The following is a 24,292-nucleotide window of genomic DNA, read 5'->3' on the forward strand; positions in this document are numbered from 1 at the left end:
TTTGAAGTACCCAAATATCGTTTTGAAGTACCCAAATATCGTTTTGAAGTACCCAAATATCGTTTTGAAGTACCCAAATATCGTTTTGAAGTACCCAAATATCGTTTTGAAGTACCTAAATATCGTTTTGAAGTACCTAAATATCGTTTTGAAGTACCTAAATATCGTTTTGAAGTACCTAAATATCGTTTTGAAGTACCTAAATATCGTGTTGAAATACCCAAATAGTGAAACCAAATTGACGCTGATTAAAATTATTCACACTGCAATTTGGATATTTTTCAACTTCGTGATTTTTTATATGCTTTATGCCGCAATCGCAAATAAACTCGATCTCTGGCTCTGGATTGGTTATGGATTTGTATTTCTAGAAGGGCTAACCCTACTAACGTTTAAATTACACTGCCCATTAAATCTGCTTGCCCGAAAATATTCAAATTCCAGAAAGGACAATTTTGATATTTATCTTCCAAGTTGGTTAGCCAAATATACTAAGTCGATCTATACATCTATTTTCATAATTATTCTTATCATCACAATCTATCAAATTCTGAATTAAAAATACTGGAGGCAATGATGACTAAACAGATTTCTCTCAATCCGCTATGGAATTCAGCAATATCGAAAGATCCTGTAAGTAAGTGGGTCAAATTAAATATAAAACCTCACTCTGCCTCCGGCTTCCCTCTCCTTACCAAGGAGAGGGATTGAGGGTGAGGTTTTATCTTATATTTAATTGTGCCTTCCTACTTATTTAATTCAGACGAATTCGCTCATCTACCAGAAGCAGCAAGACAATATCTCAAATACGCGATCGCATCTGCATTCCAGTTTCGTAGTGCAATCTATCGGTAAACCGATCAAACATCAAAAAGTCTGTTACGACTAGCGGAGCGTGACTATGCAGGAATTTTTATTTGCACTAACACTGTCAGCTTTGCCCGTGATCAGTAACTTTATTGGAGCAATGATTGCTGAAGCCTTACCGTCATCAAAACTAACATTAGGACTTGCACTGCACGCTGCTGCTGGGGTACTGCTGGCGATCGCATCTACCGAACTGATACCGAGAGTTGCGATGTCTGCGACGGGCTACGCCTACGCTAAACCTGTTTGGGCAACTATTTTAGCGTTGTTTTTAGGTGGAGCTTTTTTTGTGTGGATTAATCAGCTTCTCAACTTAAGCAAGAATCGACTACAGGGCGTTGATCACAATACTGTTAGTTGGGTAATCTTTTTGAGCATTGCCATCGACTTATTTGGCGATGGATTAATGATTGGCACCAGTTTGACAATCGCGCCTCATCTAGGGGTGGTGCTGGCATCGGGGAGAGTTGTGGCTCACATTCCCGAAGGATTTGTCACCAACGCAGAGTTTAAGAGTCAAAATATGCCGCGAACACAGCGATTTTGGTTACTTGCGGCATTTCTGATTCCTGTCTGGCTGGGCGCGACGCTGGGCTATTGGGGGTTGCGCGGACAAACTGATCTTCCCAAGTTAATTGTACTTGCATTTACAACAGGCACTTTAATGGTGGCGATCGTTGAAGAAATTATTCCCGAAGCGCATCAAACTCAAGATACAAACTGGTCTACCTTGATGTTTATCGGGAGTTTTGCACTTTCAATGCTGTTCTCGTCTTATCTTGAATAGCCGAGTAACTTTGTACAGAATCCACCTGATCAAAAAAGCACCCGCAGAAGTAAAAAAATGTTAATGCTTGTTATACAGCAATACAGTTAAGTTAAGTTAAGCATTTCTTCCTTTTCTTCCTTTTCTTCCTTCTCTTCCTTCTCTTCCTTTGCGACGGCAGTCGCTCATGGGGGAAACCCCCAAGACCGCGCTGCCTCTTCTTTGCGTCCTTTGCGGTTCGTTAAAAAAATTTAATTTGACAAAGAGTTAAGCCTTAACCCAAGCGTATTGGATTTTAAGTGACTTTAGCTATAAGATGGGGAATTTCTTCCCTAGCGGACTAAGGGAGAATGAAATAACCCTGGCTTGTTATATAAGGTGATGTATGGGGAATTCTAAGTTGAGTACAGGAATTCCCCAAAAAGTAATGAGCGCAAAAGTTGATGGAATTGTAAAGCTGGTAGGCTACCAAATTACAGAGCAACTGTATTCGGGTTCGCGCACACTCGTGTATCGGGCTGTCCGAGAATCAGATCAGCAAGCAGTTGTGATCAAGCTCTTAAAACGGGAATACCCCAGTTTCAGCGAACTAGTACAGTTCCGCAATCAGTATACCCTGGCCAAAAACCTAAATATTCCTGGTATCATTAAGCCCTATAGTCTAGAACCCTATCAAAACGGGTATGCCCTAGTAATGGAAGACTTTGGGGGCATATCACTGCGACAATTTACTGAGAGACAACCACTGACTTTAGAACAATTCCTGACTATAGTCTTACAACTGACAGATACTCTGCACCTGTTACATCAACAGCGAGTCATTCATAAAGACATTAAACCCGCTAACATTCTAATTCACCCGGACACCAAGCTTTTAAAGCTGATAGATTTTAGTATTTCCTCGCTGTTGCCGAGAGAAACCACCGAAATCCAAAATCCCAATGTCTTAGAAGGAACCTTAGCATACCTCTCACCAGAGCAAACCGGGCGGATGAATCGGGGCGTTGACTACCGCAGTGACTTCTATTCATTAGGTGTGACTTTCTTTGAATTACTGAGTGGACAATTGCCTTTTGAATCTGACGATGCGATGGAGTTAGTACATAGTCATATCGCCAAACAACCAGATAAATTCAAAATTCTAAATTCTAAATTCAAAAACGAAGAACCTATTCCTGAAGTTCTTTGTGATATTGTGATGAAATTAATGGCGAAGAATGCTGAAGACCGCTATCAGAGTGCGTTGGGACTAAAATTTGACCTAGTGAAATGTCTGGAGTCTTGGCAAGCAACAGGGAAGCAGACATGGTTTGAATTGGGACAGCGAGATATCAGCGATCGCTTCATTATTCCCGACAAACTTTATGGACGAGAAACCGAAATATCAACCCTACTCCAAGCATTTGAAAGAGTCAGCTTTGGGGCAACAGAAATGATGTTGGTAGCTGGTTTTTCGGGAATTGGTAAAACTGCGGTTGTCAACGAAGTTCATAAACCGATTGTTAGACAACGTGGTTATTTTATCAAAGGCAAATATGACCAATTTCAACGAAATATTCCCTTCAGTGCCTTTGTGCAAGCATTCCGCGACTTAATCGGGCAATTGTTAACAGAAAGTGATGCACAAATTCAGCAATGGAAAAACCAAATATTAGATGCTGTTGGAGAAAATGGACAGGTAATTATTGAAGTCATCCCCGAATTAGAAAAAATCATTGGTCAACAGCTAGCAGCAGCAGAATTATCAGGAACGGCGGCACAAAATAGATTTAATTTACTGTTTCAAAAATTTATCGAAGTTTTTACCAGTGCTGAACATCCATTAGTGATGTTTTTAGATGATTTACAATGGGCAGATTCGGCATCACTGAAGTTAATGCAGCTGTTAATGGCTGATACAGGTCATCTTTTATTAATTGGTGCGTACCGTGATAACGAAGTCAATCCAGTACATCCATTAATGTTGACTTTGAGTGAGATTCAAAAAACACTCTTCACGATTAATACAATTATCTTAGCACCACTGAGTCAAATCACAGTGAATCAATTAGTTGCTGACACACTTAAATGTAAAGAAAGTTTGGCATGGACTCTTTCTCACTTGGTATCTCAGAAAACCAAAGGGAATCCATTTTTTGCTACACAGTTTCTCAAAGCATTGCATCAAGATAGGCTGATTCAATTTGATTTTGAATTAGCCTGTTGGCAATGTGACATTGTACAGGTGAATCAGCAAGCAGTTACAGATGACGTTGTGGCTTTTATGAAATTTCAATTACGAAGACTGCCACAATCAACTCAACACGTCTTGGAGTTAGCTGCTTGTATTGGCAATCAGTTTGATTTAACAACTTTGGCAATTGTTTCAGAACAGTCAGAGGTAGAAACGGCTGCTGATTTATGGAAAGCTTTACAAGAAGGGCTAATTTTACCGATTAGTAATGTTTATAAGTTTTATCAAAATTCGTCATTGGTCATTGGTCATTTGTCATTAGAAAATAACAAACAAATGACAAAGGACAAAGGACAAAGGACAGCTTCATATAGATTTTTACATGACAGAGTACAGCAAGCGGCTTATTCCCTGATTCCCGATAATCAAAAAACAGCAACTCATCTCCAAATTGGATATTTACTCCAACAAAATTTATCCGAGATCGAGCTTGAGGAAAAACTGTTTGATCTTGTTGGGCATTTGAATTTAGGAATGGAGTTAATTACTCAACCAAGCGATCGCCAAGCATTAGCTCAACTGAATTTGAAAGCTGGAGTCAAGGCGAGAAATTCTACAGCTTACGCCGCCGCAAGGGATTATTTGCAAACGGGGATTAAGCTATTACAGACAAACTGCTGGCAAAATCAGTATGAATTGACTCTGAATCTATATGTGACGGCTGCGGAAACTGCCTATTTAAATGGTGACTTCGAGGGCATGGAACAGCAAGCCGCATTGGTATTACAGCAGACACAGACAATTTTTGACAAAGTGAAAATCTACGAAATTCAAATCGCGGCATTAACGGCTCAGAGCCAAATGTTAGAGGCGATCGCGGTGGGAAGAGAGGCACTGAGTCAATTAGGGGTGGATCTCCCAAGTGCGCCAGATGAAGCCCAAATCGGCAAAGTGCTACAAGAGGTGGCCAGCCTTCAAAGCGGCAGAGATATTGCCGAGCTGATTGACCTACCCGTGATGAGCGATCGCACAGCCGAAGCCGCGATCCAACTGTTAGGAGTTTTGTTTCCAGCAGCGATCCAGGGAATGCCAGGGTTACTGCCCTTGTTGAGTGCGACAATGGTGCGGTTGTCACTCCAGTTTGGGAATGCACCCGCTTCGATTGTCGGCTATGGGATTCATGGCATGGTGCTATGTGCCTTTTTGGGCGAAGTCGAAACAGGCTATGGGTTTGGTAGATTAGCGATCTCGTTGCTGGAACGGTTGAATGTTCAGGACATGAAGTGTATCTCTCTAAACCTGTTTGGGGCTTTCATCCAACATCGCCACGAAGCGCTCAGGGCAACGATACCGACGCTGAAAGATAGCTACACCACTGGCATCGAAACTGGCGATTTTCTCAACGCTGGCTACAGCGCAATATCCTACATGAATATTGCGGTTTTCGCAGGTGTAGACCTGGACACTTTAGAACCCGAATTCGCCGCTTACAGTGCTGCCTTGGCTCAGGTTAAACAAGATTCGGCGCATATTCATTCGGACATAACGCGGCAAACGGTGCAGCATTTGCGAGAAACGGTGAGCCAACCCGATTGCTTAATGGGCACTATCTACGATGAAACGGTAATGTTGCCGAAGCAACAGCAGGATAATGATCTCACCCCGATCGCCGTTACCTACATCTATAAACTGCTGCTTGCCTACTCATGGGGCAATTATCAGGCTGCCTTCGACTACATCACCATAGTCAAGTCCTATTTGATGGCAGTATCGGGAATGGTCTTTAGTCCCATTTTCCATTTTTATGCGGCACTAACACACCTAGCACTCTTCCCCACCGAGCCAGAACCAGAACAAGCCGAAATGCTTGCTGTTGCCGTCACTCATCAAACGATTCTGCACCAGTGGGCGCAAAATGCCCCGATGAATCACTTGCATAAATGGTATTTAGTGGAGGCTGAACGTTATCGAGTTTTGGGTGAAAAAATCGCCGCCATTGAGTGTTATGACCGAGCCATAACTCTTGCTAAAGAACATCAGTTCATCAACGAAGAAGCGCTAGCCAACGAACTCGCAGCTAAATTCTACCTGGAATGGGGTAAAGAGCAATTTGCTCAAATTTACATCACAAATGCTTACTACTGCTATGCTCGCTGGGGTGCTAAAGCCAAAGTTGCTGACCTAGAAAACCACTATCCCCAACTGCTTGCTCCCATCCTCAACCAAACCCGTTCTCCCTTCTCTACTAGCGAAACTATCTTCGCCTTGGGAAGTGTCACATCCAGCAGTTCCGCCACTTCCAGCAGTACCAATGTCTCTGCGGCTCTAGATTTAGCTGCCATTCTTAAAGCTTCCCAAACGATCTCAGGCGAAATCGAACTGGAAAAACTGCTTTCATCGTTGCTGCATATCATCATCGAAAATGCGGGAGCCGATAAGTGTGTGTTAATGCTTATGGAGTCAGGTAATTTACAGATTCGGGCATTAGCAAAGCTGGGGCTACAGAACAATGGAAATACCAAAGTTGATTTTTCTGCAATGCTGACTAATCCACAGCCTGTTGAAGAGTCAACCTATGTACCAGTTGGCTTAATTAATACTGTTAAACGCAGTTTACAACCTGCCGTAATTGTTGAGGCCACAGTACATTCGCAATTAATTAATGACGCTTATATTCAGCAACAGCAGCCCAAGAGTATCTTGTGTAGTCCGATTTTACATCAAGGGAAGTTGCTGGGCGTGTTGTACCTAGAAAACAATCTCGCTACTGGAGCCTTTACCCATGAGCGCGTTGAACTGCTCAACTTACTTTGCGCTCAAGCAGCGATTTCTCTGGAGAATACCCGATTGTATCAGCGATCGCGAGAATATGCTCAACAGCTAGAGCAGTCATTCGCCGAATTGAGTGCAAGTAAGTCTCGCTTTGAGAAACTTGTAGATAATGTTCCTGGGGTTGTTTATCAAGCCTGCTGGACTCCCGATCAAATCAGAACTCTCACCTACATCAGTGCCGAGTGTTACGACTTGTTTGAAATCACGCCAGAGCAAGCGTTTACTAATATGCAGTTTCTTACGGAGATGATACATCCAGATGATGCTGCCAGTTACCAACAGTCCATTACCGACTCAATACAAACACTGACTTATTTGGAATGGTCAGGGCGAATTGTTACACCATCTGGAATAGTAAAGTGGATTGATGCCGAAGCTCGAATCGAACAACTTGCCGATGGGTCTGTGGTTTGGGATGGATTATTGTTGGATATTAGCGAACGCAAACGCATTGAAGCCGAACGTCAACAAAAATCACTGGAGCTAGAAACCGCTTTACAAGATTTGCAACAAGCTCAATTACAAATCGTGCAAAGTGAAAAGATGTCTGCACTAGGTAACTTAGTTGCCGGGATCGCTCATGAAATGAATAATCCTTTGGGCTTTATTGCTGCTAGTCTCAAACAAGCTAAACCGATCTTTGCTGATGTTATTGAACATTTGAAACTATATCAAGAAAGTTTACCCGAACCAGGAGATGAAATCACAGACCATGCCGAATCAATCGACTTAGATTATAGCTTATCAGACTTACCCAAGATGATTGATTCGATGACGATGGCCTGTGACAGGCTAAAAAACATCAGTACCAGTTTAAGAACTTTCTCTCGTGCAGACCAAGCTTATAAAGTGTCATTTAATATCCACGAAGGCATTGATAGCACGATTCTAATTTTGAAACATCGTCTGAAAGCGAATGAACAACGTCCATTAATTGAAGTAATCACTAAGTATGGAAATTTCCCACAAGTTGAGTGCTTTCCTGGTCAATTAAATCAGGTATTTATGAACATCCTAGCAAACGCTATTGATGCATTAGATGAATCAAGCATAGGTCGGAGTTTTGAGGAAATTAAAGCTAATCCTAACTGGATTAAAATTATCACCTCATTGAAAGATAAACAGATTGAGGTGAAGATTGCTGATAATGGTAAAGGGATGAGTGAATCGGTCAAACAAAAAGTATTTGACCATTTGTTTACTACCAAAAGTGTCGGGAAAGGAACAGGATTAGGATTAGCGATCGCTCGTCAAATTATTGTCGAAAAACATGGCGGAACAATCACGGTGAATTCTACCCTTGGCCAGGGAACAGAATTTGCGATCGCCTTACCGATTTTGGCTCAAGCTCAGGGTTAATTTGCACTTTTTATAACAAGAATTCAGAACTCAGGAGCGGAGCCGGAGACAAACGACAAGCTCCGGTCAGAATGAGCGGATGAATTCTGTACGAGTGGGTGATGAATATTGGTTAAAACCTCGCCCGAAGTCAAGCGAAAAAAATTAAAACAAGTCGCAAGTCGCAAGTCGCAAGTCGCAAGTCGCAAGTAAGTTTTGTGACTCTTATTTAGACCCCGACCCAAAACGGGCTGGCTTTTAAAGCAGGGGACTTAAACCCCTAAACTTAGTTAAAATATTCTCGCCTTAAAACTCTATCCCTTTATGGGTAGAGTATTCACAATTGGTGAATTCTGTATTCTGAATTCTGAATTCTGTATTCCGACTCCTGTTTTATGCCCCCCTACCGGATTGAAATTTTTAGAGAATACATGGTCTACTGAGAAACTAGACTATTAAATAATCTGGTTGCAAAGGACACTTCTTAAATATGAACACAGTAGCGTTCACGGGTATTTCGTCCTCCGGCTGGCTGTACTGGATAATACAGCCGCACTTAGCGATGCACATTCCAGATGGCTTCTTGAACTTACCTGTTATCATTGTCACCTGGATAATTGCTATCGGTCTAATTGCACTAGCTATTAGGCGATCGCAAGCAGAATACCAAGAACGAGCTGTACCTTTAATGGGAGTTTGTGCAGCATTTATCTTTGCAGCCCAAATGATTAATTTTCCGATTCCTGGCGGCACTTCTGGACACCTTTTAGGAGGAACGCTAGCAGGAGCTTTATTAGGTCCGTGGGCTGGGTCACTAGTGATGGTGACAGTGTTCATCGTGCAGGGTGTTCTGTTTCAGGATGGTGGATTGACGGTATTAGGCGCTAACATCTTTAACATGGGATTAATCGGTACATTTGGCGGTTATTATCTCTATCGCACAGTTAGATTTGCTACAGGGCGCGATACTTTACGAGGAGTGGTAATTGGCGCAGCGATCGCAGCTTGGACAAGTGTGGTGGTAGCTTCAGTTGTGTGTGCCTTGGAACTTGCTTTGTCGGGAACGATTCCTCTAGCGGTGGCTTTGACAGCGATGGCTTCTTGGCACGTCCTAATTGGCATTGGCGAGGCGCTGATTACTGTAGCAGCACTCAGTTTTATTTGGCGGACTCGACCAGATTTATTTTACGATCCGCCCCGTCAGACAAAATCAACTGCCTCTGGTTCGATCTCCCGGTATTAAAAGGTATTTATGGAATTAGGACTGAACACTTATGAATAGCAACCTCTCGCACTCCCGCAACCGCGCTGTTGTGATCGCTGGCTTAGGTATTGCTCTGCTGATTGCAATTTTCCTTTCGCCACTGGCGAGCAAAAATCCCGATGGGCTAGATAGAGTCTCAAAAGACCTGAAGTTTGACAGCAAAGAACTAGAACAGAAACCTGCTCAGAAATTACCCTTTTACAGCATATTTGATGAGTATGCTCTCAGAGGTGTACCATCTGCGATCGCCACACCATTGGCTGGTCTAGTGGGAACATTAGTAACTTTTGGTTTAGCTTGGGGTCTTGGCAAATTAGTTGTGCGTGGTTCTACTTCACCTTCCACAGAGGATGATGCTTATTCAGACTCAGATGCACCAGATTAAAAAAGAATTCAGAATTCAGAATTCAGAATTCAGAACTGAGAACTGAGAACTGAGAACTGAGAATGCAATCAGTCAGGGATTTAAACCCCTTGATTTCAGACACTTGTGGACTCCAATTCATGCTGAATTCTGACGACTGACGTCAATATTGCTGTTTGTTAAATACAGATAGGAACTTAAGATCATGCTGCTGCACATTGGGGCATTTGTGCTGGATGTCGATAGTAAACAGACTACTCTCTGGCACAAACTGGCTCCCCGTACCCGGATACTCTGTACATTGTTGTTCGTGTTTGCCATTGTCTTAACACCAAATGGACATTGGTGGACTTGGGCTATTTATGGATTAGTTCTCTTGAGTTTAATATTACTGAGTCAAATCACCCTATTAGTACTACTAAAACGATTGGCAGTTGAGCTAACATTTATTGGTGTCGTTCTCCTCGGTACTTTGTTTCGGGGTGGCGGTGAGGTGTTATGGTCTTGGGGACCATTACAGATTACGACAGTCGGGCTAACTATCTTGGGGAGTGTGACGCTTAAGGCATTGCTATCACTATTGATACTGAACTTACTGACTTTAACAACTTCGGTAACGGCACTGCTTCACGCTCTGCTGGAACTGAGAACTCCACCACTATTAGTCGCAATTCTCGCATCTATGTATCGCTATATCAGCGTATTAATTGGCGAGTTTAACGCGATGCGTCGAGCCGCCGAGTCTCGAAACCTGATGAACAACAACCGCTCAATCCGGTTAATTTTTGGCAATATGATTGGAGCGCTGTTTATCCGCACTTATGACCGGGGAAATTTGGTTTATCAGGCGATGCTATCACGGGGTTATCAAGGAGTACCACCAATGATGGAAAAAGTTTCATCAGGGGGACGATCTGACGTTGTGGCTTTGAGTTTAACTATAATTTTGGCGCTGTTTGGTCAGGCCATTTACTGGCGGAATTGAAGAAGAATGCAGAATCCAGAATCCAGAATCCAGAATCCAGAATTCAGAATTCAGAATTCAGAATTCAGAATCCAGAATCCAGAATTCAGAATCAATACTTCGGTAAGTGTTACAGGTAGCTCTGTCGAACCGCTCAGTAACCATCAGTCGGGGATTGGGACCCGCCACTACGAAATTTGACCACCAAATCTACGATTTGGTGGGGGTCTAAAAAGAGGTTATTCATTCGCTTTTTCGGTCAAAATTCATTCATTCTGACTCCTGACTCCTGAATTCTGTTCGATAACATTTCTTCACGTTGTATTAATGCATCATAATCCCATATCAATTCAAAATCTTAGCTATACTTACCCTGACGGAACTCAAGCTTTGAGGGACATTAATTTGTCTATCAAAGCAACTGAGCGAGTGGCATTAATCGGAGCCAATGGTTCGGGAAAATCTACGTTGCTGTTACATCTCAATGGAATTCTCATGCCTCAGTCGGGACAGATCACGATTGGAGAATGTCCTTTAACTGTTGAGAATTTACGAAAAATTCGGGATTTTGTCGGGTTGGTATTTCAGAATCCAGATAATCAGTTGTTCATGCCAACAGTTTGGGAAGATGTTGCTTTTGGCCCGATGAATCTGGGTTTGCAAGGCGAGGAATTACAAGAGCGAGTTCTGCAAGCGATGGCAGCAGTTGATATTGATCCCCAATGGTATGGGCAACGTTATATCGGGAATTTATCTGGAGGTGAGAAAAAACGGATTGCGATCGCTGGAGTTTTGGCAATGAATCCACAGATATTAGTATTTGATGAACCCTCGGCTCAATTAGATCCGCGTTGTCGTCGTCAATTCATTGAGTTGCTGCAAAGCTTACCTCTGACGCAACTGATTGCAACCCACGATTTAGATTTAGCTTTGGATTTGTGCGATCGCACAGTTGTTCTCAGTCAAGGTCAAATCGTCTATGATGGCAAAACTGAGAAGGTAATGAGCAATCCAGAGTTTTTGCTTGGGCACGCTTTAGAGTCACCACTAAGCTATAGTCGCCCCTACTGTCAGCTGGAACATGCACCTGTCAGCCCATTTCGATACAAGGAATTTGTTTGAAGAAGAATTCAGGAGTCAGAATTCTGAATTCTGACTCCTGAATTCAGCTTAACTGACTGCGAAACTTACTAATACTAATAGTTAATAACACAACAGCAAAGGCGACTAAAACCAAAACATTCATCCACAGTACATCTAAGCCAACGCCTTTGAGCAAAATACCTCGAACGATCGCAATATAATGGCGGAGGGGATTGAGTAAGGATAGGACTTGAAAGAAGGGAGGCATGGCTTCAATGGGTGCGATCGCGCCAGAAGTTTGTACCATTGGTAAATTAATAAAGAAAGATGTCAGGACTACCTGTTGTTGGGAACTACTCACAGTCGCCAACATAATACCCAGGCTAATCCCGACAAATACATACATACTTGATAGGGCGAAAAATAGCAGAAAATTACCTCGAAATGGTACATGAAATACTATTGTTGCTAATGTGACAGCTAATAAGACATCTCCCATTAATAAAAAGGCTAAAGGGACTATTTTCGATAGTAATATTTGCCAGTTAGCAGCCGGAGTCATTAATAATTGTTCTAAAGTTCCCGTATCTTTTTCCCGAACAACAGTAATTGCTGATACTAATGTGCCAATTAATGTTAAAACTAAACCCATAACTCCTGGAACAAAAAACCAACTACTCGTTAGTCCGGGGTTGTAAAGAAATACAACTTCCGGTGAGACTGGGGGACTTGCTTCACCTTGAGTTAATTGCAGATTATATTGCTGGATAATTTGATTCATATAATTTCCTGCAATCCCGGCTGTATTTGCATTTACAGCATCGATAAATACTTGAATTTCTGCGGATTTTTGTGCCAGTTGACGCGGAAAATTGGGAGGAATTATGACTCCAACATCTAGCTTTCCTTCTTCTACCTGACGACTCAATGCTTTTTCACTGTTTGGTACAGATTTTAAAGTGAAAATTTGATTTGATGTCATGGCTGAAACTAACTCTCGACTGGCGCTGACGTTGGCATAGTCGATGACACCTAATCGTAAGTTATGAACATCAGGATTGAGGATAAAGCCATACAGTAATAATTGGATTGTCGGCGGGACAATTAACAAAACAATTAATTGTTTATTGTGGATAATTTGGTTAATTTCTTTCCGCAATAATGCCCAAAATGGACTATTAAATAATCGCTCAAGAAGTTTCATAAAAAAATTCCTTTTTATCGAACCACAGAGACGCAGAGAACACAGAGAGATTAACGGGAGTATCTCAATGAGTGTAAAAAGCCTTGTAATATCATGTCCGCTTGATTGCTTATTAAACCCGAAGAACCCCACCCCCGCCAAAGCTATGCTTTGTCTCCCCTCCCCGCTCTTCGGGAGGGGCTGGGGGTGGGGTGTATTGACTGTGGTTAGCATAACTAATTATGCGGACATGATATAAAACCTCACCCCAACCCTCTCCTTGGTAAGGAGAGGGAGCAAGAATCTTGTTTTTCATCTGGTATATTTGCTTTCACTGAGATGCTCCCGATATTAACTAGGTAATTGCATTCGACTTAAAGCTCGGCGTGATACGTTGAAAAATATTAATCCCAAGACTGCAAGCATGAGTAAATCAAACCAAACTCCGGCAAACCCTGTACCACGCACGAAGGCATCACGAGTGATATCAATGTAATAACGCGCCGGAATTATGTTAGGTGCTAGTGATAAGGGGAAAGGAATATTGTTGAGGGGATAAATAAAACCTGAGAGTAATAAGGATGTGATAAAACCTAGTAGGGAAACGCCTTGTACAGCAGCATTTTGGTTGCTGCTACGGACTCCTAAAAGTAATCCGAAAAAAACGCTATCGCTCAGAAATAGTAAAGTGCCAAGTAGTAATGTTATGGGGTTGCCAACTATGCCAACTTGGAAAATAATTGAGCCTAATATCATAACTATTAATGTCTCGACGATGGCAATTAATAAGTATGCTAATCCTTTGCCAAGTAATAGTTCTGTGGCACTAATACTCGAAGCATAAACTTGTAAAATTGTCCCTTTTTCTTTTTCCCGCACCATTGCGATCGCAGACAGCAATGAAGGAAAAATCCACAGGACAACTCCGTACACTCCTGGCACAATATACAGCGATTCTAATCTACCAGGATTAAACCATAGACGCATTCGTGCTGTAATACTACTAGTAGCGGGTATCAGTCCATGCTCTTGCATGAAAAAGTTTGTAACTCTCTGAATACTATTTTTAATTACACGGGCATTGTTAACATCAGTTGCATCGATTAATACTTGCACATTTGTACTTCTTCCTGCTTGAATATCGCGGCTAAATTCCGGCGGAATAATTACAGCAGCTTTGGCGATTCCCTTATCTATTGCATCGCGTGTGGGATTGCCACCATACCATTGTTTAGGCACAAATTGATTAGTCGCATACAATCGTTCAATATAGCTGTTACTTAGGTTTGTGCGGTTGAAATCTTGCACAATTAAGGGAATATCTTTACTTTCTAATCTAATAGCAAAGCCAAAAATGATTAAGGTGATAAATGGCAATAAAAATGCTAGCGCCAACGTCAGGCGATCGCGGCGAAATTGGGCTATTTCTTTCACACATTGAGCAAAAATTCTTTTCATATAGTAATCCGCTTTGATTATTGAACTGACTTGCGTAGGCTGGGAGTAGGGAATAGGGAGTGGGGAGTAGGGAATAAGCCTTTTCGATTAGTACTTAATTTGTTCAAAAATCAAATAAGAGTCCTATATAGCAGTCTGCTTTGATTTTTGTTCGCGCAGCGTGGCGTAGCCATAATTATTTGCGTAGACAGGGAGTGGGGAGTAGAGAAGAAGGCTTTTCGGGGTGTACTGATTTTTTTCAAAAATCAAATAGGAGTCCTATATATATACTAAGTAAACTTTCTCCCCACTCCCCACTCCCCACTCCCCACTCCCCACTCCCCACTCCCCACTCCCCACTCCCCACTCCCCACTCCCCACTCAATTCCTATCCTTGCGATCGCTGTACAATGCCAATAAAAGCATCTTCTAAAGAAAACGGAATGGTACGCAAAGAATTGATGGTAATTTGATTAGCTTCTAAAAGTTGAGTTAGTTGATTTATTTCCTGTTCGGGATGGTCGAGAACAACGTGTAAGCTATCAGCAAAAATCGAGACGCGCCAAGACTCAAAGTGTTGTTTGAGTATCTTGGAAGCAGCTTGATTTTGATTAACAATAATTTCTATTAGTTGTCCCGGTTGTGAGGCTTTAACAGAACTTGGCGAACCTTCGGCGACGGTTTCTCCTGCAACCATAAAACTCATGCGGTTACACTGTTCAGCTTCTTCTAAATAGTGCGTTGTCACTAAAATGGCTGTACCATTGTGGGCGAAGTCATTAATTAGCTTCCAAAACTGACGACGCGCTAACGGATCTACCCCTGATGTTGGCTCATCTAAAAATAAAATATCTGGTTCGTGCATCACACAAGCACCAAAAGCGACTCGCTGTTTCCAACCTCCCGGTAGCTTTCCAGTAATCATATTTGCTTGTCCTTCTAAGCCACAGGTAGCAATTACCCAATCAATTTTTTCTCGTCGGAGTTTGCGAGGTACGCCGTAAACTCCGCTATAAAATTCTAAATTTTGCAGAATAGTTAAATCGTCGTAAAGGGTGAATTTTTGACTCATATAACCAATGCGTCGCCGTAAGTCTGCACTCCGCAGATTTCCGGTTTCACCACCCAAGGAAATTTCACCGCCGCTTGCTTCTAGTAATCCACACAGCATTTTAATTGTGGTGGTTTTCCCTGCACCGTTAGCACCCAATAACCCAAAGATTTCGCCGTAGCGTATTTCGACGTTGACATCTTTAACGGCTTGGAACTTGCCAAAAACACGACTAAGTTTGTGAGCGTAGATAGCTAATGAAGAAGGGGAGATAGGGGGAAATTCTTTATTTTTGAATTTTGAATTTTGAATTTTGAATTGATTCGTCCCCTGTCCTCTTTTGCGAGAACGAGGAAATGATAAAAATTGCGGTACGGAACCTTGTTGTCGCAGGCGCGTGACAAAGACGTTTTCTAATGTAGGTTCGCCATACTCGATAGTGGGAGAAGGTAACTGATGTTGTTGCAGTAGTTCGCGGACTTCGGTTTCGCCGGATTTTATATCTTTCACGAGGACATCTAAGCGATCGCCAAAACTTTGCACATCTACTATATTTGTTTGGGTAGTCTGAGATAGTATTTCTTCTGTCGCTTGCAGGTTTGCTGTTCGCACTTCTAAACGATGCAAGCCTAAGTTAGCCCGTAAGTCTGCGGGTGTGCCAATTTCATGAATTTCCCCACCGTACATCAAAGCTACGCGGTGACAGCGTTCAGCTTCGTCTAGATATGGTGTAGCAACTACAATTGTCATCCCCTCAGCTGACAATTCTGCTAGCACATCCCAAAATTCCCGCCGGGAAACTGGATCAACACCCGTGGTAGGTTCATCTAGTAACAATACTTCTGGTTGAGAAACTAAAGCACAACACAGCGCCAGCTTTTGTTTCATCCCACCAGAAAGTTGTCCCACTAAGCGATCGCCAAAGCGCTCCAAATTCATTAATCTTAAATATTTATTGCGGCGTTTTTGTAATAAATCGTCTGCTACTTGCCGCAACCCTGCTGCATAACGCAAGTTTTCATCAATACTCAAATCCAAATACAGTGAAAACTGTTGGGTGAGATAACCTGTGATTAGTCGGGCATCTCGTGCAGGCTGATTAAATATTTGCACGTCTCCTGCCGTCGCTTCCATCACACCGCCCAAAATGTGAAAGGTGCTAGTTTTTCCCGCACCGTCTGGGCCAATTAATCCAAACATTTCACCTTTGTGGACACTGAAATCAATTCCCCGTACAGCAGCTAAGTTTCCATAGTGTTTGTGCAAGCTATGAACTTTAATTGCTGTGGTGCTAGATGATTGCGGTGAGTTTGGAGTAACTACTGTTTTTTGCTGTTGCATCATTTAGCCTCTTAGTTTGGAGAATTGAGGGGGGAAATTTAAACGCAAAGGGGAGGCAGCGCGTTGCGGGGGTTCCCCCCGTTGTAGCGACTGCCGTCGCGCGGAGGGAAGCGCAGAGGTACGCGGAGAATTTGGGAGGAATTAATGAAATGTTGCTCTGTTATCTGACTTCTGGATTCAGGTTGATTTCGGCATCTGCTGGCATCCCCATTTTGGCGCAAGGTAAATCTGATTTAGTATAAGGATTTTCGGGGTTAAAGCAGTTATCAGGATTTTGAACTTTGATCCGAATTCCTACTACTTGTCTGACTCGATCTTTTTGAAAGTAAATATTCTCTGGTGTAAATGAAGCTTGCGGATCGATCGCAATTACTTTACCTTCTAGTGGTTTATCTGGCGCAGAATCAATCAAGATTTTCGTTGTTTGTCCTAGACGCACTCTGCCAATATCGCCTTCGGGAATAAAACCTCTAAAATATAGTGTCTTGGGGTCAACAATTGTCAAAATATTAGTCTGACTGCTAACTACTGCACCTGGTTCGACACTACGGGCTGTCACTACTCCATCTAAGGGACTAACTACATTTAAATCTTTTTTGGAGTCTGCAACCTGGGTGAGGATTTGCTGATTTGATGCTTGGGCATCTTTGACTTTTGCACGGGCAGAGTTGACTTTTGCCTGTGCAGATTTAAGTTGAGCATCACTTTGCTGCTGCTTTCTGATTAATGCTGTTAACTGGGCGTTGCGAATGTCAGGATTGAAACCTGTAGTTTGAGCTTGAGTTAAAGCCCCGGATGTAGCGCTTAACTGTTGACGTTCGGCATTAACTGCTGCAACTCGTGCTTCTAGGGTTGCTACTGCTGTATCTAGGGTGGTTTGTGCTTGATCGAATTGTTGTTGATTGATCGCCCCTTCTTTGACTAATTGGGCATAGCGATCGCGGTTGATTTTTGCTAAATTAACTTCTGCTGCTGCCTGTTTAACTTGCGCTTGTGCTTGTACTAATGTGGCTCTGGCTGCTGCTACATTTGCTCGTGCCTGCTCAATTCTGCCTTTGGTATCCCCTTGGGACTGCCGAAAATTCAGTTTAGCTTCGTTAATTTGGCTGTTAATTTCTTGAGTTTCTCTGGCGACTTGCTCGACATCTGAAATTGCCTGCTGTTCATCATACTTAGCAGATGTCACTCTCGCTTGCGTACCAAGCAGTTGTCCTTGCAGCAATTGATCGTCTGTGTTGTCTAACTTAATTAACTCTTGCCCCTTTTTAACTGCTGCCCCTTCTCGCACGACAATTGACTCAATTCTTCCAGAACGCTTGATCCCAATCTCGGTTTCATAACCCTCAATCCGGCCGCTAACTTGCAGTATATTCACTGATGCTTGCGGTTGACTGCGCCACACAGCGTAGCCAATGCCAACCACCACCAGCACCCCCCCGATCAGTAAAGGAATCGGTTTCTTGGAGCGCTGCGGCTTCGATACTGGGGGATCTTTAAGATTTTCCGGGGATGTCGGGATAGTCTGAGTCATGGTAGCACCCTGGATTGTAAAAAATATTTTGTAACCGAAAATCGAAAATTCTGAATTATTCGTCATAATACTAGACTGTATAGTATGATAAAACAAGAGATACGTCAAAAAATTTACTCTTCATGTCCAAAAATCCTACTTCCGAAATAGGAAATCCTTTACCTGCGATCGCTCCCAAGCAGGAGCAAATCTTGCAAGGAGCTATACGGGTATTTTTGAAGGAGGGTTACGCTAGAACAAGTATGGATCGTGTCAGCGCAGAAGCTGGAGTGTCGAAGCAAACGATATACAGTCACTTTCAAGATAAAGAAGGGCTGTTTAAAGCGTTGATAGAACGGTTGACGCTGGCTTGTTTTCAAAGCATTTTTTGCACAGAAAAATTGCACGGCGAACCAGCGATTTTGTTGCGTCAAGTTGCCGAAATTTATTTAACCAAAGTCGCTGATAATCCCGATTATTTGGCCTTGTTGCGGTTGATTATCACCGAGTCACAAAACTTTCCTGAACTAGCCAAACTTTATACCCAAACGGTTGTGCAACGCGGTCGGCAAATGCTGAGTCAGTATTTCGTATCTCATCCAGAATTAGGGATTACCGACCCAGAAGCAATGGCTCAGATTTTCTTTGGTTCGCTGGTATCTTACGTGATTATACAAGAAGTTTTGTATGGAAAAGAACTCATGTTTTTATCACGCGATCGCCTCGTAGACAGCTTAATGAATGTGGTCATGAGCCAGTCTCTAAATACGGAAATATACCTTTCCAGGTGATTCGTAAAATCTGTTTTTTTGGCGTTTAAATTTCCGTCTGTAGGTAATAGCTAATGCAGTTATAGCGTTTCCTAATCACATGAGGTATATCTTAGCCCCCTCTCGAAGAGCGGGGAGGGGGTTGGGGGTGGGGTTCTTATACCTCACAAGGTCCGAGAACCGCTATAGTTGATTTGCCAAATATGTATAGTGCTATCCTCATTGCTACTAGCGAGAGTTTTACCATCTGGGCTAAGAGCAAGCCCTAAAACAGAACTGGAACCATCTTGAAAGGTGTGCAACAGTTTGAAAGTCTCTAAGCTCCACAGTTTAATACTGCCATCAAAATTGCCGCAGATCAGAATTTTTCCATCGGGGCTAATGACAAGAGAATCAATTGAACTAAAATTGTCAGTAAACTCATGCAGCAGTTTTCCAGTTTGGAGATTCCATAATTTCAGGGTGCTAATTGCCCGATTTCCAGAAACTAGCTGACCAAAACTGCCAGTGACGAGCTTTTTGCTATCTGGAGTAATGGCAATAGCATCAACTGGGGTTTTGTGTCCTTTGAGAATATGGCGTGTTTTTTTAGTTTGCAGTGAAATCAGCCTAATTGTATTGTCATTGCCACCCCCAGCACTCACAAGGGTTTGCATATCAGGGCTAAATGCAACCTTACTCACAAATTCTGAATGTGCAGTAATGGTATCAAGCAACTTAAGCGTGTGTAAATCCCAAAGCTTGATTGTGTGATCATCACTGCCACTAGCAATCAATCTACCATCTGAACTAATAGCAACGGTTTCTACTGGCTGGGTATGTCCACTTTCGAGGTTAAGCGTAAGCATTAATTGAGTGCGTAAATCCCAAACCTTCATTGTTGGGGTGGTTATCCCACCACTTACAATCCGCTTCCCATCTGGACTAATCGCAATTGAAGTAACACCATCTGAGTGAGCATCTAAACTATGCAGTAATTTTCCACTACGTAGATTCCAGATTTTAATTGTATCATCTCTACCTCCACTAATCAGGGTTTGCCCATCCGGGCTAATCACAACTGCTGGAACACCAAAAGTTACTTTTTTATGCGCGGTCAGTGTGTGAACAAGTTGAATATGTGATTGCGACTGAGTAATTGTACTCCTAGCAATGGGAGGAATTGAACTGGAAGAATGTACATTAATAACAGTGATGGTTAGTGCGATCGCTAAGGCTGTAATCGCTGGTTTGGATTTGAGGTAATTCAATAATTTCATGGCGGTGAGGAACGCAATTATTAATAGTGTTCCCATTTAATCGGGTGCGATGCCTACACGCGATCGCATCCCATCTGATAAACTACAACCATTTGTTAGTGTATATTCTTAGATAAAAGCAAATAAATAGAATGGCGAAAGAAATAGAGCGTAAATATTTAGTCAGAGGAGATAGCTGGAGAGGATTAGCTGAAGGTAATGTATATCGTCAAGGATACATTGCCACACAAGACAAAGCGACTGTACGTATACGTATAGTCGGGGAAAAAAGTTATTTGACCATTAAAGGCCCCAATATCAAATATTCGAGATTAGAGTTTGAGTATCCAATTCCGGTTGAAGATGCTCAAGAAATACTTGAGACATTGTGTGAACGTCCTTTTATAGAAAAAATCAGATATAAAATAGAGTCGGGCGGTTTGATTTGGGAAATAGATGAGTTTGATGGTGTTAATAAAGGACTAATATTAGCAGAAGTTGAACTCAGTGATGAAAACCAACAAATTGAACTACCAACCTGGATTGGAGAAGAAGTTTCTGATGATTCCAGATATTTCAACAGCAATTTGGTAAAACACCCTTTTTCACAATGGTAATGGCTGAAATATTGGTGAGATGCTAAGGTTAAGTTAAGGCTAGCACTCTTTGTCAAAGTCATTTTTTTTACGAACCGCAGAGGCGCAGAGGACACAGAGAGAGAAGAAAAAAATTATTAACTGAACTGTATTGCACAATAAGTAGTTAAACCTCGTCCATTTTGAAACCTGGAGTAGTGCGGGCATCTTGCCCGCTACTACAATACGGGAGCAAGATGCTCCCACTACTTTTAAAACTATGGTTCCCAAAATAGATGTGGTTTAAGTATTTTTTTTGGAAGTCCCGCTAATTGAATTAGTTGGTGTATAAATCTCCAACTAATTCAACTGTGGTTAGCATCACTAATTACTTGATTTGCGGATGGGCATTTTGTCCATCCCAACAGACTAAGGTAGGTGTAGCTATGGTTTGAGTTTGGTAAGCGTTTTTGATACCAACCCAGTTACTAGCAATTGGCATTCGCCAACCAGTTCCAAAGGCGCGATCGGTGATTTTCAAGCCTGGGGGTGCTTGTCGCCGTTTAAATTCAGCCCGCGCTACCATTTGGATTACTCGGTTTACAATCATTGGATCGTGACCGGCTGTAACAATTTGCGTTGCTGATTGGTGGTTGTGAATCAGGCGTTGCAAAATATCGTCCAAAATTTCGTAGGGCGGTAGAGAATCTTGATCAACTTGACCGGGTTTCAGTTCGGCGCTAGGTGGTTTAGTCAAGACGTTTTGCGGGATGATTTCATTATTGCGATTTAACCAGTGGCAAAGTGAATAAACACAGGTTTTAGGAACATCTGCAATTACCGCTAACCCGCCATTCATGTCGCCGTAGAGGGTACAGTAACCAACTGCCATTTCTGACTTGTTACCAGTAGATAAAAGCAGATAGCCAAACTTATTAGCGATCGCCATTAATAAATTACCCCGAATCCGAGATTGTATATTCTCCTCAGCCAGTCCAAACTCTGTACCCGCAAACAAATCGCCTAAAGTGCGATCAAAGCCTTGCATTAACTCCCCAATTGGTAAAAGATTAGTCTTAATCCCCAAATTTTCGGCTAATGCCATAGCATCACTAATGGAATGCTCAGAACTATAAGGGGAAGGCATGAGAACACCGAGGACATTTTCTTTACCAAGTGCAGCAGCTGCGATCGCAGCTACTATCGCCGAGTCAATCCCGCCACTTAAACCCAACACTACTTTAGAAAAGCGACACTTACGAGCATAATCTCGCACTCCCAAAACCAAAGCTTGCCAAATTTCTTCATCTTCCGATTCATACACAGGTGCTACAGAACCTAACTGTAAATCTCGTTGCGCTTCGTCAAATTCGACCACCACTAAATCGGTGTCAAAACCACGGGCGCGACACATAATTTCACCTTGACGATTCAAGGCAAAACTACGCCCATCAAAAATTAGGTCATCATTTCCGCCAACCTGATTAGCGTAAATAATCGGTTGTTGAAAACGGACTGCACTATGTCTGAGTATTTTTTCTCGAAAGTGGTGTTTGCCGACCGTGTAGGGGGAAGCAGACAAATTTACAACCAAATCTACACCCAGAATTGCTAAGTCAGCAATCGGATTCACTGCATAACTACGTTTGCCCCAAAATTCCTCATCATTCCATAAATCTTCGCAAATAGTTACGCCAATATGGATATTATCTAGAGTGAAATAATTAGCCTGCAATCCTGGTTCAAAATAGCGACGTTCATCGAATACATCGTAAGTAGGCAAAAGTCGCTTGTGAAAAAGTTGCTTGACCTTGCCATTCTCTAACAAAGCTATGCTATTAAATAAAGTTTTACCGCCACTAATAGACGCTTTGAGGTTCTGTTCAACAGTTCCTACCAACACAGCTAAATTTGGCGGCAAATCCCGCGCTAAGTTTTGTAAAGTGATGCCCATTGCTTCCACAAAACTGGGATTTAGTAATAAATCTCTTGGTGGATAGCCACACAGAGAAAGTTCTGGTGTCAACAACAAACGCGCACCGCTAGATGCTGCTCGTTGTGCCGCCTCCAGGATTTTTTGGGCATTCAAAAGCAAATCACCAATTGTCGGATTAATTTGAGCGATCGCAATTTTCATTGTATTTAGTCATTAGTCATTGGTCATTGGTCATTGGTAAATGCTCAAAATAAGTTACTCTGGACTTTGGGTAACAATTACTTAAATAAACACTAAAGGTTTATCTTTTAAAGGAGCAAAAGCTTCGGCATCAAACTTATACAAACTAGCTGGACGTCCAGCACCTCGTGATACCTTAATTCCGGTATCGCATAAAAAACCTAACTTGAGTAGACGCGCCCGAAAATTAGAATAATCGGAAAAATTGTCACCTAAAACTGTGGCGTATAACTGATATAAATCATTTAAGGTGAACATTTCTGGTAAGACTTCAAAAGCCACCGGACTATACTCTAATTTATTTCGCAATCGCCTGTGTCCATAGGCCAGAATTTCATTATGATCAAAAGCTAATTGTGGCACTTCTTTTACCGGATACCAAGCTATACCAGTCATGCGATCGGCAATTAATTCGGCTTCCTCAAATCGCACTAGGGCAAAGTAACTAACTGATAGATAACGCACACCATAACTATCGGTTGCTTCCCGTGGATCGCGATTTGGCCCGCCAAATGTATATAGCTGTTCTAAATAGAGATTGTTGACCTTAATTTTCTCCGCCATAATGCGATAGGCGGCATCCTCTAAAGACTCACCTGGACGCACCAAAGTACCGGGAAGACTCCAATGATTTAAAAATGGTTCTTGCTGTCGCATTACTAATAGAACTAACAGCCGATTTTGGGCAGTATCTACAGAAAAAATCACATTATCAACACCAACCTTGAAATCGGCCAAAGGTTGTTGGTTTAGCGGAGTTGGTATCTTTTTTTGGGAATGTCCTGGCATTTGTACAAATGCTCTCGATTAATATAGGCAACTACAGGGGGAGTGAGGGCTTCAGAATCTCCATGTTCGCGGTACGCTGTTGAGGAAACATCTAAACCAGTAAAAGAGGCGATCGCAATTTTCCCTCCCAGCTTTTGCACTACCTCTGAACTAGATTCATCTATTGCATATCCCGGTCGCGGCACGATCAGTAGTTGCACTTCCTGTAACAAATCTTCAATGTGATACCAACGTGGTAACTGACTCAGTAAATCTGAACCAACGATCAACGTCAATTCCGCATCCTCACCCCAAGTTAGCTTCGCTTTTTCCACTGTTTCCAGTGTTCTAAAGCTACTCAATTTTTGTTCCAAAGCAATATTATGCCGTGGCGCGTCTATATCCGCAATCAAAAGTTGCAGCATTGCCGCCCGATGCTCTAAGGGTGTTTGATGGGACTTAAATGGATTATCTGCTGCCCAAACCGCCACCCAATCATAACGCTCAGACAACCAATTCAGAATCGCCTGATGTCCAGCAGTTGGTGGATCGGCACTAGTACCAAACAAAGCAATTCTCATAGTAATTCGTA

At 42.3% G+C, this 24,292-nt stretch carries 18 protein-coding genes; 10 read left to right on the plus strand and 8 right to left on the minus strand.

Annotated elements, in window-relative coordinates:
- From V7K27_RS16065 to V7K27_RS16095, 7 genes are all read left to right on the plus strand, one after another.
- The coding region (locus V7K27_RS16065; RefSeq protein ID WP_334948844.1) for a hypothetical protein at nucleotides 1-228 on the plus strand (228 nt) is incomplete at its 5' end.
- A gap of 673 nt (nucleotides 229-901) precedes the next feature.
- Entirely contained in the window at nucleotides 902-1,654 is a 753-nt protein-coding gene (locus V7K27_RS16070) for a ZIP family metal transporter (protein WP_334948846.1), read from the plus strand.
- Between the two features lie 406 nt (nucleotides 1,655-2,060).
- Nucleotides 2,061-7,997 (plus strand): trifunctional serine/threonine-protein kinase/ATP-binding protein/sensor histidine kinase, encoded by a 5,937-nt coding sequence (locus V7K27_RS16075; RefSeq protein ID WP_334948965.1) that lies wholly within the window; start codon nucleotides 2,061-2,063, stop codon nucleotides 7,995-7,997.
- Between the two features lie 469 nt (nucleotides 7,998-8,466).
- A complete protein-coding gene (cbiM, locus tag V7K27_RS16080) occupies nucleotides 8,467-9,219 on the plus strand; it encodes a cobalt transporter CbiM (protein ID WP_334948848.1) in 753 nt (250 codons plus the stop codon).
- A 31-nt stretch (nucleotides 9,220-9,250) separates the two neighbouring features.
- On the plus strand, nucleotides 9,251-9,625 hold the full coding sequence (locus V7K27_RS16085; RefSeq protein WP_334948850.1) for a PDGLE domain-containing protein: 375 nt from the start codon (nucleotides 9,251-9,253) through the stop codon (nucleotides 9,623-9,625).
- A 184-nt stretch (nucleotides 9,626-9,809) separates the two neighbouring features.
- On the plus strand, nucleotides 9,810-10,589 hold the full coding sequence (cbiQ, locus tag V7K27_RS16090) for a cobalt ECF transporter T component CbiQ (protein WP_334948854.1): 780 nt from the start codon (nucleotides 9,810-9,812) through the stop codon (nucleotides 10,587-10,589).
- 306 nt (nucleotides 10,590-10,895) lie between these two features.
- On the plus strand, nucleotides 10,896-11,690 hold the full coding sequence (locus V7K27_RS16095) for an energy-coupling factor ABC transporter ATP-binding protein (RefSeq protein ID WP_334948856.1): 795 nt from the start codon (nucleotides 10,896-10,898) through the stop codon (nucleotides 11,688-11,690).
- Between the two features lie 43 nt (nucleotides 11,691-11,733).
- On the opposite strand, the gene V7K27_RS16100 is transcribed toward V7K27_RS16095, so the two are convergent.
- Both V7K27_RS16100 and V7K27_RS16105 read right to left on the minus strand, forming a co-directional pair.
- Complete coding sequence (locus V7K27_RS16100; RefSeq protein WP_334948858.1) at nucleotides 11,734-12,855, minus strand: ABC transporter permease; 1,122 nt, start codon at nucleotides 12,853-12,855, stop codon at nucleotides 11,734-11,736.
- A gap of 330 nt (nucleotides 12,856-13,185) precedes the next feature.
- The gene (locus V7K27_RS16105) at nucleotides 13,186-14,292 is read right to left on the minus strand and encodes an ABC transporter permease (protein WP_334948860.1); all 1,107 of its coding nucleotides are present in this window, start codon (nucleotides 14,290-14,292) and stop codon (nucleotides 13,186-13,188) included.
- 140 nt (nucleotides 14,293-14,432) lie between these two features.
- On the opposite strand from V7K27_RS16105, the gene V7K27_RS16110 reads away from it, so the two are divergent.
- Nucleotides 14,433-14,744 carry a hypothetical protein gene (locus tag V7K27_RS16110; protein WP_334948862.1) on the plus strand — a complete coding sequence of 104 codons (312 nt, stop codon included), beginning with the start codon at nucleotides 14,433-14,435 and terminating at the stop codon, nucleotides 14,742-14,744.
- On the opposite strand, the gene V7K27_RS16115 is transcribed toward V7K27_RS16110, so the two are convergent.
- Together V7K27_RS16115 and V7K27_RS16120 are read right to left on the minus strand one after the other, a co-directional pair.
- Nucleotides 14,660-16,663, minus strand: a complete 2,004-nt coding sequence (locus V7K27_RS16115) for an ATP-binding cassette domain-containing protein (RefSeq protein ID WP_334948967.1) — start codon at nucleotides 16,661-16,663, stop codon at nucleotides 14,660-14,662. The two genes, V7K27_RS16110 and V7K27_RS16115, sit on opposite strands and share 85 nt — an antisense overlap.
- 160 nt (nucleotides 16,664-16,823) lie before the next feature.
- On the minus strand, nucleotides 16,824-18,194 hold the full coding sequence (locus V7K27_RS16120; RefSeq protein WP_334948864.1) for an HlyD family secretion protein: 1,371 nt from the start codon (nucleotides 18,192-18,194) through the stop codon (nucleotides 16,824-16,826).
- Nucleotides 18,195-18,316: 122 nt separating this feature from the next.
- Between V7K27_RS16120 and V7K27_RS16125 the strand changes: the two genes are divergently transcribed.
- The gene (locus V7K27_RS16125) at nucleotides 18,317-18,964 is read left to right on the plus strand and encodes a TetR/AcrR family transcriptional regulator (protein WP_334948866.1); all 648 of its coding nucleotides are present in this window, start codon (nucleotides 18,317-18,319) and stop codon (nucleotides 18,962-18,964) included.
- 143 nt (nucleotides 18,965-19,107) lie between these two features.
- On the opposite strand, the gene V7K27_RS16130 is transcribed toward V7K27_RS16125, so the two are convergent.
- A complete protein-coding gene (locus V7K27_RS16130; protein WP_334948868.1) occupies nucleotides 19,108-20,238 on the minus strand; it encodes a WD40 repeat domain-containing protein in 1,131 nt (376 codons plus the stop codon).
- A 95-nt stretch (nucleotides 20,239-20,333) separates the two neighbouring features.
- Between V7K27_RS16130 and V7K27_RS16135 the strand changes: the two genes are divergently transcribed.
- Complete coding sequence (locus V7K27_RS16135) at nucleotides 20,334-20,798, plus strand: CYTH domain-containing protein (protein ID WP_334948870.1); 465 nt, start codon at nucleotides 20,334-20,336, stop codon at nucleotides 20,796-20,798.
- Between the two features lie 346 nt (nucleotides 20,799-21,144).
- Here the strand turns inward: V7K27_RS16135 and V7K27_RS16140 are convergent, their stop codons facing one another.
- From V7K27_RS16140 to V7K27_RS16150, 3 genes are all read right to left on the minus strand, one after another.
- The gene (locus V7K27_RS16140; protein ID WP_334948872.1) at nucleotides 21,145-22,893 is read right to left on the minus strand and encodes an NAD+ synthase; all 1,749 of its coding nucleotides are present in this window, start codon (nucleotides 22,891-22,893) and stop codon (nucleotides 21,145-21,147) included.
- An 81-nt stretch (nucleotides 22,894-22,974) separates the two neighbouring features.
- Complete coding sequence (locus tag V7K27_RS16145; protein ID WP_334948874.1) at nucleotides 22,975-23,721, minus strand: NUDIX hydrolase; 747 nt, start codon at nucleotides 23,719-23,721, stop codon at nucleotides 22,975-22,977.
- The gene (locus V7K27_RS16150; protein ID WP_334948876.1) at nucleotides 23,682-24,281 is read right to left on the minus strand and encodes a nicotinate-nucleotide adenylyltransferase; all 600 of its coding nucleotides are present in this window, start codon (nucleotides 24,279-24,281) and stop codon (nucleotides 23,682-23,684) included. Before V7K27_RS16150 ends, V7K27_RS16145 begins: the two co-directional genes overlap by 40 nt.
- Between the last annotated feature and the right edge of the window lie 11 nt (nucleotides 24,282-24,292).

Source organism: Nostoc sp. (assembly GCF_036919575.1).
Lineage (GTDB): Bacteria > Cyanobacteriota > Cyanobacteriia > Cyanobacteriales > Nostocaceae > Nostoc.

What these genes read in the sequence shown, in the direction of transcription:
- V7K27_RS16115 (WP_334948967.1), bottom strand. Translation starts at nt 16,663, where the DNA reads ATGCAACAGCAAAAAACAGTAGTTACTCCAAACTCACCGCAATCATCT.
- V7K27_RS16135 (WP_334948870.1), top strand. Translation starts at nt 20,334, where the DNA reads ATGGCGAAAGAAATAGAGCGTAAATATTTAGTCAGAGGAGATAGCTGG.
- V7K27_RS16125 (WP_334948866.1), top strand. Translation starts at nt 18,317, where the DNA reads ATGTCCAAAAATCCTACTTCCGAAATAGGAAATCCTTTACCTGCGATC.
- V7K27_RS16140 (WP_334948872.1), bottom strand. Translation starts at nt 22,893, where the DNA reads ATGAAAATTGCGATCGCTCAAATTAATCCGACAATTGGTGATTTGCTT.
- V7K27_RS16075 (WP_334948965.1), top strand. Translation starts at nt 2,061, where the DNA reads ATGAGCGCAAAAGTTGATGGAATTGTAAAGCTGGTAGGCTACCAAATT.
- V7K27_RS16120 (WP_334948864.1), bottom strand. Translation starts at nt 18,194, where the DNA reads ATGACTCAGACTATCCCGACATCCCCGGAAAATCTTAAAGATCCCCCA.
- V7K27_RS16100 (WP_334948858.1), bottom strand. Translation starts at nt 12,855, where the DNA reads ATGAAACTTCTTGAGCGATTATTTAATAGTCCATTTTGGGCATTATTG.
- V7K27_RS16130 (WP_334948868.1), bottom strand. Translation starts at nt 20,238, where the DNA reads ATGGGAACACTATTAATAATTGCGTTCCTCACCGCCATGAAATTATTG.
- V7K27_RS16145 (WP_334948874.1), bottom strand. Translation starts at nt 23,721, where the DNA reads ATGCCAGGACATTCCCAAAAAAAGATACCAACTCCGCTAAACCAACAA.
- V7K27_RS16095 (WP_334948856.1), top strand. Translation starts at nt 10,896, where the DNA reads ATGCATCATAATCCCATATCAATTCAAAATCTTAGCTATACTTACCCT.
- V7K27_RS16150 (WP_334948876.1), bottom strand. Translation starts at nt 24,281, where the DNA reads ATGAGAATTGCTTTGTTTGGTACTAGTGCCGATCCACCAACTGCTGGA.
- V7K27_RS16070 (WP_334948846.1), top strand. Translation starts at nt 902, where the DNA reads ATGCAGGAATTTTTATTTGCACTAACACTGTCAGCTTTGCCCGTGATC.
- cbiQ (WP_334948854.1), top strand. Translation starts at nt 9,810, where the DNA reads ATGCTGCTGCACATTGGGGCATTTGTGCTGGATGTCGATAGTAAACAG.
- V7K27_RS16085 (WP_334948850.1), top strand. Translation starts at nt 9,251, where the DNA reads ATGAATAGCAACCTCTCGCACTCCCGCAACCGCGCTGTTGTGATCGCT.
- cbiM (WP_334948848.1), top strand. Translation starts at nt 8,467, where the DNA reads ATGAACACAGTAGCGTTCACGGGTATTTCGTCCTCCGGCTGGCTGTAC.
- V7K27_RS16105 (WP_334948860.1), bottom strand. Translation starts at nt 14,292, where the DNA reads ATGAAAAGAATTTTTGCTCAATGTGTGAAAGAAATAGCCCAATTTCGC.